Origin of the sequence: Paucibacter sp. KBW04 (assembly GCF_003852425.1) — a bacterium.
Lineage (GTDB): Bacteria > Pseudomonadota > Gammaproteobacteria > Burkholderiales > Burkholderiaceae_C > Paucibacter_A.
The window spans coordinates 447,987-460,652 of the sequence record NZ_QAJN01000001.1; the positions used below are offsets into that span (position 1 = coordinate 447,987).

Below are 12,666 nucleotides of genomic sequence, written 5' to 3' on the forward strand. Positions count from 1 at the left end.
CGCCTACCAAATTGGTAGGTACCTCAGGTACAAAAAAGCCCGAGCATTCTCAGAGTGCGCGGGCTTTTTGCTTTTCGGCTGCTGTGTCGCCGCTGGCTCCCGGCCCTGCTGAAAGTCATCTTGCCGAGCTTGGGCACTTGTTCTACCCTCGCACGCTTTTCCCTACAAGGCCTTGGTATGAAGATTTGGCGACTGGCTCCGTTGGTGGGTCTGATGTTTTGCTCGGCTTGGGCGACGGCGCAAGCGCCCGCGGCAAGGGTGTTGGCGGCTGCGGGGCCGGTGTCAGGTCTTGACCTGAAGGGTTTTGACGCCAAGCAGCGGGCGCAAGATGATTTGTTTCGTGCGGTCAATGGCGCTTGGCTGAAGTCCAGCGAGATCCCGGCCGACAAATCGGCTTACGGTACTTTTGAGCAATTGGCGGACAAGTCCGACGCCCAGGTGCGTGCATTGATCGAAGGTTTGCAGGCCAAGCCCCAGAAAGAAGGCAGTACCGAGGCCAAGATCGCGGCTTTCTACGCCAGCTACCTCGACACCACGACGATAGACAAGGCCGGTTTGGCGCCCATGCAGGAGAGGCTGGAGGGCATCGCCGCCATTCAGACCCGCGCCGACTTGGCCAAGTGGCTGGGGGCGGCCCAGGGCATCAGCAATACGCCGATCTTGCTGACGGTGATGGCCGACGTCAAAGAACCCAATATCAATCGCGCCGTGGCCATGCAGGGCGGACTCGGCATGCCCGATCGCGATTACTACCTGAAGGCCGATGCCAAGCTGGCCGAGGTGCGCAAGGCCTATCTGGCTTATTTGACGACGCTGGCAAAGCTGTCCGGCGAGGCGAGGCCCGAGCAGGTTGCCGGCCAGGTCATGGCCCTGGAGCAGCGCATCGCCAAGCTGCATTGGGACAATGTGCGCAACCGCGATCCGGTCAAGACCTACAACCCGATGACGCCGGCTCAACTCGCTAAGCGTGCCCCCGGCTTTGACTGGCCGGTGTTTTTGCAGGCCGCGCAGCTTGGCGGCATCGATCGCTTGTCGGTGACTCAGCCCAGCGCGGTGCTGGGCCTGGCGCAATTGTTCAAGTCGGTGCCGCTGGCCAGCTGGAAGCAGTACCTGAAGCTGCGCGCCTTGGACGAGAGTGCCCAGGTTTTGCCTCAGGCCTTTCGCGACGCGCGTTTTGCCTTCCATGGTGCGGCCTTGACCGGGGCCAAGCAGCCGCTGCCGCGCTGGCAGCAAGGCATCAACGAGGTCAATGTCGCGCTGGGCGAGGCGATTGGTCAGGTCTATGTGGCCGAGCATTTCCCGCCTGCCTACAAGGCTCGCATGCAGGAGCTGGTGGGCAATTTGATGGCGGCCTATCGCGAGTCCATCGATGGGCTGAGCTGGATGACGCCGGCCACCAAGGCCGCCGCGCGCGAGAAGCTGAGCAAATACATGGTCAAGATCGGCTACCCCGATGCCTGGCGTGATTTCTCCAAGCTGGATGTGCGCCGAGGCGATGCCCTGGGCAATGGCCTGCGCTCCGCGGCCTTTGAGTACCAGCGCATTGCCTTGCGCGCCGGCCAGCCGGTGGACCGGGCCGAGTGGGGCATGACTCCGCAAACCGTCAATGCCTATTACAACCCGGCCTTGAACGAGATTGTCTTCCCGGCCGCGATTCTGCAGCCGCCTTTCTTCGATATGGCGGCCGATGATGCGGTCAATTACGGGGCCATCGGCGCCGTCATCGGCCATGAGATCAGCCATGGCTTTGATGATGAGGGCAGCCAATTCGATGGCGATGGCAAGCTGCGCAATTGGTGGAGTGCGGCCGACCGCAAGGCCTTCGATGCCATCGGTGCGCAGCTGGTGGCTCAGTTCAACAAGTACGAGCCGCTGCCGGGTAAAAAGGTCAATGGCAAGCTGACTCTGGGTGAGAACATTGCCGATCTGTCGGGCTTGCAAGTGGCTTTCAAGGCCTACCAGCGTTCGCTGGGTGGCAAGCCCTCGACGGTGCTGGATGGCTTTAGCGGCGAACAGCGCTTCTTCATCGGCTGGGCGCAGGCCTGGCGCTACAAGGCGCGCGATGAGCGCACCCTGCAGCTGCTAACCACCGATCCGCACTCGCCGCCTGACTTCCGCACCAATGGTGCGGCCATTAACCACGATGGATTCCATCAGGCTTTCGGCAGCAAGCCCGGTGACGCGATGTTCAAGCCGTCCGAGCAGCGCATTCGCATTTGGTAAGTCAAGGGTCGGGTGCATTCGCTCGACCGATAATCAAGGCGCCCGGCCACTTGGATGTGGCCGGTTTTTTTGTTTTCAGGCTTGCTCGATGTATTGCAATTGCACTGGGAGGCCTCGCACGGGCGCAGGGGTTATCCCCGCCGGGCAGGGTCTGCCGGGCTCCTAAAATGCGGGCAAGCCCAATTGAGCGTCAGACAAGGAGTAGATATGGTGACTGCCCGCAGAGGCAAGGCGGCCGATTCGACCGGTGATGCGGCGAACAAGCCCGAGGCAGCGGCAGGCGCCGAGGCGCCCAGCAATGTGCGGATTCTGAAGAAGTATCCGAACCGGCGTCTGTACGACACCCACACCAGCAGCTACATCACGTTGGCCGATGTCAAGAAGATGGTGCTTGACGGCCAGGCCTTCGAGGTGCGCGATGCCAAGACTTCTGAAGATCTGACGCGCAGCATCCTGTTGCAAATCATTCTGGAAGAAGAAACCGGCGGCGTGCCCATGTTCAGCACCAGTTCGCTGGAGCAGATCATCCGCTTCTACGGGCACGCCATGCAGGGCGTGATGGGTGACTATCTGGAGCGCAACGTCAAGACCTTTGGCGAACTGCAGTCGCGTTTTACCGAGCAAAGCAAGGGCCTGGCCTTCAGCCCCGAGCTGTGGACCCAGTTCATGGGCGCTCAGTCGCCCATGATGCAAAACCTGATGGGCGGCTATGTGGAGCAGAGCAAGAGCTTGCTGACGCAGATGCAGGAGCAGATGAAGGAACAGATGGAGAAGGCGGGCGCCCTGTTCCCAGGTATGCCGGGCATGCCCGGCTTCCCGCCCAAAAAGTAAGCGCAGCCCTGGTCGGCGCAAAAAAAGAGCGCCCGATTCCCTGGGCCTTGGCCGCCGCGGCGCGGCCAAGCCGGCGGAATGAGTGAAAATCGGGGGATGAGTCAAACCAATACCCCCAGCCCGCTTGCCACTCCCGCAGGCGCGGCCGCCCCCAAGATCGGATTTGTGTCCCTGGGTTGCCCCAAGGCCTTGACCGATTCCGAGCTGATCCTGACCCAGCTGCGGGCCGAAGGCTACGAAACCTCCAAGACCTTTGCGGGTGCCGATCTGGTGATCGTCAACACCTGCGGTTTCATCGACGACGCCGTCAAGGAAAGCCTGGACACCATCGGCGAAGCCCTGGCCGAGAACGGCAAGGTCATCGTCACCGGCTGCTTGGGTGCCAAGGCCGGCGCCAGCAGTTCCGACGCCGGCAGCTTGGTACGCGAGATGCACCCCAGCGTGCTGGCCGTGACCGGCCCCCACGCCACGCAAGAGGTGATGGACGCCGTCCACACTCATGTGCCCAAGCCACATGACCCCTTTGTCGATTTGGTGCCGGCCTACGGCATCAAGCTAACCCCCAAACACTACGCCTATCTGAAGATCAGCGAGGGCTGCAACCACCGCTGCTCCTTCTGCATCATCCCCAGCATGCGTGGCGATCTGGTCTCGCGCCCCATCGGCGATGTGCTGAACGAGGCCCGCGCCTTGTTTGAGTCCGGCGTGAAAGAGTTGCTGGTGATCAGCCAGGACACCAGCGCCTACGGTGTGGATGTGAAATACCGCACCGGTTTCTGGGACGGCAAGCCGGTCAAGACCCGTATGTATGACCTGGTCGCCCAACTGGGTGAGATGGCCCGTGCCCATGGCGCCTGGGTGCGCCTGCACTACGTCTACCCCTATCCGCATGTGGACGAGGTGCTGCCCTTGATGGCGCAAGGCCTGGTACTGCCTTATTTGGATGTGCCCCTGCAGCACGCCCACCCGGACGTGCTCAAGCGCATGAAGCGGCCCGCCAATGGCGAGAAGAATATGGAGCGCATCCTGCGCTGGCGCGAGACCTGCCCCGACATCGTGATCCGCTCCACCTTCATCGCCGGATTCCCCGGCGAGACGGAAGAAGAGTTCCAGTACCTCTTGGACTTTATGCAAGAAGCCCGCATCGACCGCGCCGGCTGCTTTGCTTACTCGCCGGTGGAGGGCGCTTCGGCCAACGACTTGCCCGGCGCCTTGCCGCAAGAAGTACGCGAGGAGCGCCAGGCCCGCTTCATGGCTGTTGCCGAGGCGGTGTCCACCGCCAAGCTGCGTTCGCGCATCGGCGCCACCATGCAGGTGCTGGTCGATTCAGCCCCGGCCTTGGGCCGCAAGGGCGGTGTGGGCCGCACCTATGCCGACGCGCCCGAGATCGACGGCACCGTGCGCATCCTGCCGCCTGAGAAGGCCAGCCGTACCCTCAAGGTGGGCGAGTTCACCAAGGTGCGAATTGTTGCGGCCGAGGGCCATGATTTGGTCGGCATGCCGGTCTGATCGCCGAGAATCAAAAGCGGGCCCAGGCCCGCTTTTTTTGTTTGAGCTCCATCCTTTTCAAATAAATCTCAGAAACGCGAGACCCGCCGTGAGCAAACGCGCCGTATCGACCCAGCAAATCCATCACCCCTATCGTGCGCCTGAGGGCTGGGACGCGCATCCGGTGGGGGTGTTCAAGGCATCCACCGTCTTGTTCAAAGACACGGCCGATCTGCACACCTACCGTCCGCGCGATGGCAAGAGCTATCGCTACGGCCTGCATGGCACGCCCACCAGCTACACCCTGGCGGCCCGCATCGCGACGCTGGAGACCGCCGAACATTGCCTGCTGGTGCCCAGCGGCTTGGCGGCGGTGACCCTGGTCAGCCTGGGCCTCTTGCGCCCGGGCGATGAGGTGCTGGTGCCCGACAATGTCTACGGCCAGAACCGCTATCTGAGCGAATCCTTGCTGCCGCAGTTCGGCATCACGCACCGCTTCTACGACCCGCTGGATGCTGCCGGCCTGGCCGCCATGCTCAGCCCCAAGACCAAGCTCGTGTGGTTGGAGGCCGCCGGCTCCATCACCCTGGAGTTCCCTGATGTGCTCGGCATTGTGGCGGCTTGTAAGCAGCAGGGCGTGCTGACGGCCATGGACAACACCTGGGGCTCGGGCCTGGCCTTCAATGCTTTTGAGTTGGCGCCCGGCCTGGGCGTGGACGTGTCCATGCAAGCCCTGACCAAGTACGCCTCCGGCGGCGCGGACGTGCTGATGGGCTCGGTCTGTACCCGTGACCTGGCCCTGCATGAGCGGCTCAACCATATGCATGAGCATCTGGGTTACGGCCTGGGGCAGAACGATGTGGAGTTGGTGCTGCGCGCTTTGCCCACGCTGGAATTGCGCTACCGGGCTCAGGATGCGACGACCCGAGCGCTGGCGAAATGGATGCAAGCGCGGCCCGAAGTCGCCCAGGTCTTGCACCCCGCGCTGGCCGGCTCGCCCGGCCATGAGTATTGGCTGCAGACCAGCAGCGCCGGCGCGGCCTGTTTGTTCTCGGTGATCTTCAAGCCCGAGTACAGCGCGGCTCAGGTGGATGCGTTTGTCGACGCCCTGGAGTTGTTCGGCATCGGCTACTCCTGGGCCGGCCCCATGAGCTTGGCCGTTCCCTACGATATGTCGCGCAGTCGCGCGCTGCCTTCCAAGCTGGAGCCGGGCCGCATCGTGCGTTTCGCCCTGGGGCTGGAGGATGTGGCCGATTTGCAGGCCGACCTGGCTCAGGCCTTGAGCCAGTTGTCGGCTGGCGCCTGAGCGAGAAGGGTCTTAGCCTTTGCGCCCGGTTGCCGAGTGGCGCATGAGCTGCCCTTTCTAGCGAAAGTGGCAGTGAAGTCGCTGCGCACCTTCAGGCTCTGCCTTTTGCTGCGTGCCGCATCAACTGCCCCTTTTCTCGCTCCCAATCACGCTTCTTTTCGGTATCGCGCTTGTCGTGCAGGTCCTTGCCCTTGGCCAGGGCGATATCGGCCTTGATATTGCTGCCCTTGAAGTGCAGGTTCAGCGGCACGATGGTGAAGCCTTTTTGCTCGGTCTTGCCGATCAGGCGGCGGATCTCGTCTTTTTTGAGCATCAGCTTCTTGGTCCGGTCGGCCAAGGGGCTGATGTGGGTGGAGGCGGTGCGCAAGGGGTTGATGCGGCAGCCGATCAGGAACAGCTCGCCGCCCTTGATCATCACATAGCCATCGGTCAGCTGAACCTGGCCGGCACGGATGGCCTTGACCTCCCAGCCCTCAAGCACGATGCCGGCTTCAAAGAACTCGGTCAGGTGATAGTCGAAGCGGGCGCGGCGATTCTCGGCGATGGGTTTGCTGCTGACGGCGGCTTTGGCCTTGGGGGGCGGCCGGTTGGCGTTTGCGGATGTGGTGGACATGGGTTCGGTTCTTTTTTTGGGCGGGCAGGGCGCCAATACAATGCAGCCATTGTATGAAGCACGTGAAGAAGTCTGTCCTCCTTTGGTACTCGCCCCGCGAGATGTACGAACTCGTGGTCGGCGTGGGGCGCTATCCGGAGTTTTTGCCCTGGTGCGAGCAGGCCGAAATCCTGTCCAGCCAAGCCCTGGGGCCGAGCGTCGAGCCCGGCCTGGCTGCCGAGCCACCGAGCGAGTCGGTGACGGCACGTTTGCAGATGGCCTATGCCGGCGTGCGACATGCCTTCACCACCCGCAATACCAACACACTCAATCGCCGCGTCGATATGGCCTTGGTGGATGGGCCTTTCTCCGAACTGGAAGGGGTGTGGAACTTCCTGCCCCTGGGCAAGCCTGGCGCGGCCAGCGATCCCGCCCAGGCGGGTGCTGAGCCCAAGGCCTGCAAGATCGAGTTTGAACTTCGCTACGCCTTCTCCAGCATGGCTTTGGAGGCGGTGGTCAGCCCGGTGTTTGACCGCGTAGCCAACACCTTGGTCGAGCGTTTTGTCCAGCGGGCCGAGGCTGTGTATGGCGCCCGCTGAAGGCGCTGCGGCGAGCTCCCTTCAGATCGAGTTGGTCTGGAGCCCGGCCAAGGGCGATGTGCGGCAGGTGGAGTTCATGGTGCCAGCCGGCGCGACGATTGAGCAGGCCTTGCGTGCATGCCCGGAGTTTGCCGAGCAATTGCCGCAGCTGGCGCAGCTGCGTATCGGCATCTGGGGTCGGGTGCAGGGCTTGGATGTGGTCCTGCGGGCGCGCGATCGTATCGAGGTGTACAGGCCGCTGACGGTGGACCCAAAAGAGGCAAGGCGTCAGCGCTACAAGGCGCGCGGCGAGCGCATCGTTTCAAGACATCGTCCGCTGGCGGGTAAGACCAGCCGCTGACTCTCAGCGCCTTAGCGGCATTCCGAACTGACCACGGCGCGGGCGCGCTGCAACTCGGCTTCGCGCTGCTTGTCGTCCAGCACCTCGGGCTCGCCCTGAGCATTGGCCCGGCGAATTCGCACGCCGCTTTCCAACAAGCGCTGATTGTCTTGTGCGCTCTGGCAGTTGGCTCGGCGCTGCTCGGCAATGCGCCGCTCTTCTTCCTTCTGCTGAGCCTGCGCGTCTTTCTCGCGTTGTTTGTCGCGGGCCTGGCGGGCCAACTCTTCTTTTGAGGGGGCACTGCGCCCGGCCGAGGCGGCGCTGGCCGGGGCTTCGCTGGCTGCGGCCTGGCCATAGGGCTGGATCACGATGGGGGCGCGGCGCGCGTTGGCGGGGCGCTGAAGAATGTCTTTTTCCGGCGTGCCATTGGGCGGCGGCAAATCGCTGAACTGCAGCTTGCCGGCAGGGTCGCGCCATTTCCATTGGGCGCTGGCGGGCAGGGCGGCGCCAAGCAGCAAGACGCTGATGAGGCTCAGGAGGCTGAGGCGGGCAATGCCAGCAAGGCTGGCGCGAGCAGAGCGGTTCGACATGGGCCCAGTGTAGCGGCGGGCCCAGCTCCTAGGGCTTGGCATCAGCCCTGAGTCGGTGTAGCTGAGTGTGCAGAGCTGCACATTCGGCGGCCCAGTCTTTGGGGTTTGGGGCGCGGTGCAAGGCTTCTTTTTGCGCGGCCAGGAAGACAGGCCCGGCCTTTCCGTATAATGCCGCTTTGCGACTGGAGCTTCCCTCATGCGCCTTTTAGGAAAAGCGCTCACCTTCGACGACGTTTTGTTGGTGCCAGCGTTCTCCCATGTGTTGCCTCGCGACACCTCTCTTGCCACCCGGCTTTCCCGCAATATTCGCCTCAATCTGCCCCTGGTCTCAGCCGCCATGGACACGGTGACCGAGGCGCGTCTGGCGATTGCCATTGCGCAAGAAGGCGGTATCGGCATCGTCCACAAAAACCTCACGGCCAAGCAGCAAGCCATCGAAGTCGCACGCGTCAAGCGCTACGAGTCGGGCATTGTGCTGGAGCCCTTCACCATCACGCCCACGACCACCGTGCGCGAAGTGGTGGAGTTGCAGCGCCAGCATGGCGTGTCGGGCTTCCCGGTGCTGGAAGGCAAGAAGGTTGTCGGCATCGTCACCGGCCGTGATGTGCGCTTCGAGACCCGCATGGACCTCGCCGTGCGCGAGATGATGACGCCGGCCGAGCGTCTGGTCACCGTCAAGGAAGGCGCCTCGCTGGAAGAAGCCAAGGCCTTGATGCACAAGCACAAGCTGGAGCGCGTGGTCGTCGTCAACGACGCCTTCGAGTTGCGCGGCCTGATGACGGTGAAAGACATCACCAAGCAGACCTCCTTCCCCAACGCCGCCCGCGATGCCCAGGGCAAGCTGCGCGTCGGTGCCGCCGTTGGTTTCGGTGACGACACCGAAGAGCGCGTCACCATGCTGGTCAAGGCCGGCGTGGACGCCCTGATCGTGGACACCGCCCACGGCCACAGCGCCGGCGTCCTGGAGCGCGTGCGCTGGGTCAAACAGACCTTCCCCGGCGTGGACGTGATCGGCGGCAATATCGCCACCGGCGCAGCGGCGCTGGCCCTGGTCGAAGCGGGTGCTGACGGCGTCAAGGTCGGTATCGGCCCCGGCTCCATCTGCACCACCCGTATCGTGGCCGGTGTGGGCGTGCCCCAGATCACCGCCATCGACAACGTCGCCACCGCCTTGCGCGGCACCGGCGTGCCGGTGATTGCCGACGGCGGCGTGCGTTTCTCGGGCGACCTGGCCAAGGCCATCGCCGCGGGCGCTGACTGCGTGATGATGGGCGGCGCTTTTGCCGGCACCGAAGAGGCACCCGGCGACCTGATCCTGTACCAAGGCCGCTCCTACAAGAGCTACCGCGGCATGGGTTCCATGGGCGCGATGGCCAAGGGTTCGGCCGACCGCTACTTCCAGGACACCTCGGCCAACAACCCCAACACCTCCAAGCTGGTGCCCGAAGGCATCGAAGGCCAAGTGCCTTACAAGGGCTCGGTGGTGCAGGTGATCTTCCAGATGGCCGGCGGCCTGAAGGCTTCGATGCACTACTGTGGCTGCGCCACCATCGAAGACATGCAGAACAAGGCCGAGTTCGTCGAGATCACATCGGCCGGCATGCGCGAAAGCCATGTCCACGATGTGCAAATCACCAAGGAAGCGCCGAACTACCGATCGGAATGATCGCGCAGGCGTAGCGAAAGGGGCCTCGGCCCCTTTTTTGACAACTACGCGGCCTTTTTCCCAGCACAAGAATGACAGCCTCGGCAGGAGACCCTGTGAACGAAAGCGGTATGACCCAAAGCCCGACCCCGCAGGAGGGGGCCAAGACCGGACGTTCCGCCGGCATGGGCTTCATCATGGTGGCCGTGCTGATCGACATGATTGCCATCGGTCTGATCATTCCTGTGCTGCCGCCCTTGGTGGGCACCTTCACCGCCAATCAGTCCGACCACGCCTTTTGGTACGGCGCGGTGGCCCTGGCTTTTGGTATCGCCAACTTTGTGGGCTCGCCCATCTTGGGTGCGCTGTCGGACCGCTTCGGCCGCCGGCCGGTGATGCTGATCGGCTTCTCCGGCCTGGCCCTGAGCTTTTTCGTGACCGCCATGGCCACGGCCTTGTGGATGCTGATCGCCGTGCGCCTGGTCAGCGGCGCCATGCAGGCCAATGCCTCGGTGGCCAATGCCTATGTGGCCGATATCTCCACGCCCGAGGAGCGCGCCAAGCGCTTCGGCATGCTGGGCGCGGCCTTCGGCATGGGCTTCATCCTGGGGCCGGTGATGGGTGGAATCCTGGGCGATATCAATCTGCATCTGCCCTTTTATGTGGCCGGCACCATGGCCCTGATCAACTGGTGCTACGGCTATTTCGTCCTGCCCGAATCGCTCAAGCCCGAGCATCGCCGGGCCTTTGACTGGCGCAAGGCCAACCCCCTGTCGGCGCTGAAAAAGCTCAGCAATCTGAAAGGCGTGGGCCCCCTGGTCTTCGTGATCGCATTGAGCGGCCTGGCGCAGCTGGTGCTGCAAACCAGCTGGGTGCTGTACACCAATTTCAAGTTTGGCTGGGGCCCCAAGGAGAACGGCTGGTCGCTGTTTGCGGTGGGCGTGATGTCGGTGCTGGTGCAAGGCTTTTTGCTGCCCAAGCTCTTGAAGATCTTCTCCGCCCAGCGTTTGGTGGTGCTGGGTCTGCTGTCCAGCGTCTGCACCAATTTCGTATGGGGCGCGGCCACGGAGGGCTGGATGATGTACGCCATCATCGGCTTCAATGTGCTGGGCTTCGCGGTCAGCGCAGCCATCCAGAGCTTGATCTCCAATGCGGCGGACGCCAACAACCAGGGCGAGACCATGGGCGCCGTGTCCTCGCTCAACAGCATGATGGCGGTGACCGCGCCCGTCATCGGAGCGGGCCTTTTGGGCCTGGTTTCCCACCTGCCCAAGGGCGACTGGCGCATCGGCGCACCGTTCTACTTTTGCGCGGCTCTGCAAGCAGTTTCATTGCTGTTTGCATGGCTGCACTTCAGCCGCAGCAAGGCCGCAGCCGCAGCCTCTGCCGCAGCCTGAATCTGAGTCCGAATCTGAATCTAGACAAGAAGCAATACCATGCATGACAAAGTCCTCATCCTCGACTTCGGCTCCCAAGTCACCCAGCTGATCGCCCGCCGCGTGCGCGAGGCCGCGGTGTTCTGCGAGATCCATCCTAACGATGTGTCGGACGACTTCATCCGCGAATTCGCCCCCAAGGCCATCATCCTGTCGGGCAGCCACGCCTCCACCTACGAAGACCATGAACTGCGCGCGCCGCAGGCGGTCTGGGATCTGGGCGTGCCGGTGCTGGGCATTTGCTACGGCATGCAGACCATGGCGGTGCAGCTGGGCGGCAAGGTCGAATGGAGTGACCACCGTGAGTTCGGTTACGCCGAGGTGCGTGCCCACGGTCACACCAAGCTGCTGGACGGCATCCAGGACCACGCCACGCTGGAAGGCCACGGCATGCTCAAGGTCTGGATGAGCCATGGCGACAAGGTCACCGTCCTGCCCCCGGGCTTCAAGCTGATGGCCGAAACCCCCAGCTGCCCCATCGCCGGCATGGCCAATGAGGAGAAGGGCTATTACGCCGTTCAATTCCACCCCGAGGTGACGCATACCCTCAAGGGCCAGGCCATGTTGACCCGCTTTGTGCGCGACATCGCCGGTTGCAAGGGCGACTGGATCATGGGTGACTACATCGAAGAAGCCGTGGCCAAGATCCGCGAGCAAGTCGGCGATGAAGAGGTCATCCTGGGCTTGTCTGGCGGCGTCGATTCTTCCGTCGCTGCGGCCCTGATCCATCGCGCCATTGGCGACCAGCTGACCTGCGTCTTCGTTGACCATGGCCTGCTGCGCCTGAACGAAGGCGATATGGTGATGGATATGTTTGCCGGCAAGCTGCACGCCAAGGTGATCCGCGTGGACGCGAGTGATCTCTTCCTGGGCGAGCTGGCCGGTGTCACCGACCCCGAGAAAAAGCGCAAGATCATCGGCGGCCTCTTCGTCGATGTCTTCAAGGCCGAGGCCGCCAAGCTCAAGGCGGCGAATGCCGATGCCAAGGGCGCCAAGTGGCTGGCTCAAGGCACGATCTACCCCGATGTGGTGGAGAGCGGTGGCACCAAGACCAAGAAGGCCACCACCATCAAGAGCCACCACAACGTCGGTGGCCTGCCCGAGCAGCTGGGTCTGAAGCTGCTGGAGCCGCTGCGCGAGCTGTTCAAGGACGAGGTGCGCGCCCTGGGCGTGGCCCTGGGCCTGCCGGCCGATATGGTCTACCGTCACCCCTTCCCCGGCCCGGGTCTGGGCGTGCGTATCTTGGGCGAGGTGAAGAAGGAGTACGCCGACTTGCTGCGCCGTGCCGACGCCATCTTCATCGAAGAGCTGCGCGGCTGGAAGGACGAAGCCACGGGCAAGAACTGGTACGAGCTGACCAGCCAGGCATTCACCGTCTTCCTGCCGGTCAAGAGCGTGGGCGTGATGGGCGACGGCCGCACCTACGATTACGTCGTGGCTTTGCGCGCCGTGCAGACCAGCGACTTCATGACGGCCGACTGGGCCGAACTGCCCTACGGCCTGCTGCGCAAGGTCTCGGGCCGCATCATCAACGAGGTGCGTGGCATCAACCGTGTGACCTACGACGTCTCGACCAAGCCGCCGGCGACCATCGAGTGGGAATGATGAGTCCTCAGCGCGGCGGGCTTGATTAAGCC

At 63.3% G+C, this 12,666-nt stretch carries 11 protein-coding genes; 9 read left to right on the forward strand and 2 right to left on the reverse strand.

Annotated features, from left to right (window positions below):
- Positions 1-177 precede the first annotated feature (177 nt).
- The 4 genes from DBR47_RS02020 to DBR47_RS02035 all read left to right on the forward strand — a co-directional run bounded on the left by DBR47_RS02020 (position 178) and on the right by DBR47_RS02035 (position 5,848).
- A complete protein-coding gene (locus DBR47_RS02020; RefSeq protein WP_124446333.1) occupies positions 178-2,223 on the forward strand; it encodes a M13 family metallopeptidase in 2,046 nt (681 codons plus the stop codon).
- Between the two features lie 207 nt (positions 2,224-2,430).
- On the forward strand, positions 2,431-3,054 hold the full coding sequence (gene phaR, locus DBR47_RS02025) for a polyhydroxyalkanoate synthesis repressor PhaR (RefSeq protein ID WP_124446335.1): 624 nt from the start codon (positions 2,431-2,433) through the stop codon (positions 3,052-3,054).
- Between the two features lie 96 nt (positions 3,055-3,150).
- Positions 3,151-4,563: a 30S ribosomal protein S12 methylthiotransferase RimO gene (gene rimO, locus DBR47_RS02030; protein ID WP_124446337.1), complete on the forward strand. Its 1,413-nt coding sequence runs from the start codon at positions 3,151-3,153 to the stop codon at positions 4,561-4,563.
- Between the two features lie 88 nt (positions 4,564-4,651).
- Positions 4,652-5,848, forward strand: a complete 1,197-nt coding sequence (locus DBR47_RS02035; RefSeq protein ID WP_231512079.1) for a PLP-dependent transferase — start codon at positions 4,652-4,654, stop codon at positions 5,846-5,848.
- 91 nt (positions 5,849-5,939) lie between these two features.
- Here DBR47_RS02035 and smpB read toward each other — a convergent pair whose 3' ends face one another.
- Complete coding sequence (gene smpB / locus DBR47_RS02040; RefSeq protein WP_124446341.1) at positions 5,940-6,461, reverse strand: SsrA-binding protein SmpB; 522 nt, start codon at positions 6,459-6,461, stop codon at positions 5,940-5,942.
- Positions 6,462-6,514: 53 nt separating this feature from the next.
- Here smpB and DBR47_RS02045 point away from each other — a divergent pair, with 53 nt between their 5' ends.
- Both DBR47_RS02045 and DBR47_RS02050 read left to right on the forward strand, forming a co-directional pair.
- Complete coding sequence (locus DBR47_RS02045; protein ID WP_124446343.1) at positions 6,515-7,039, forward strand: type II toxin-antitoxin system RatA family toxin; 525 nt, start codon at positions 6,515-6,517, stop codon at positions 7,037-7,039.
- Positions 7,026-7,379, forward strand: a complete 354-nt coding sequence (locus DBR47_RS02050; RefSeq protein ID WP_124446345.1) for an RnfH family protein — start codon at positions 7,026-7,028, stop codon at positions 7,377-7,379. The genes DBR47_RS02045 and DBR47_RS02050 overlap by 14 nt, the downstream gene beginning before the upstream one ends.
- A gap of 11 nt (positions 7,380-7,390) precedes the next feature.
- Here DBR47_RS02050 and DBR47_RS02055 read toward each other — a convergent pair whose 3' ends face one another.
- Entirely contained in the window at positions 7,391-7,948 is a 558-nt protein-coding gene (locus DBR47_RS02055; protein ID WP_197046816.1) for a DUF4124 domain-containing protein, read from the reverse strand.
- Positions 7,949-8,144: 196 nt separating this feature from the next.
- Here DBR47_RS02055 and guaB point away from each other — a divergent pair, with 196 nt between their 5' ends.
- The 3 genes from guaB (at position 8,145) to guaA (ending at position 12,634) form a co-directional block, all read left to right on the forward strand.
- Positions 8,145-9,614, forward strand: coding sequence for an IMP dehydrogenase (guaB, locus tag DBR47_RS02060; protein WP_124446349.1), 1,470 nt, complete (start codon positions 8,145-8,147; stop codon positions 9,612-9,614).
- Positions 9,615-9,724: 110 nt separating this feature from the next.
- The gene (locus DBR47_RS02065; RefSeq protein WP_231512080.1) at positions 9,725-10,990 is read left to right on the forward strand and encodes a TCR/Tet family MFS transporter; all 1,266 of its coding nucleotides are present in this window, start codon (positions 9,725-9,727) and stop codon (positions 10,988-10,990) included.
- 39 nt (positions 10,991-11,029) lie between these two features.
- A complete protein-coding gene (guaA, locus tag DBR47_RS02070; RefSeq protein ID WP_124446351.1) occupies positions 11,030-12,634 on the forward strand; it encodes a glutamine-hydrolyzing GMP synthase in 1,605 nt (534 codons plus the stop codon).
- Positions 12,635-12,666: the final 32 nt, after the last annotated feature.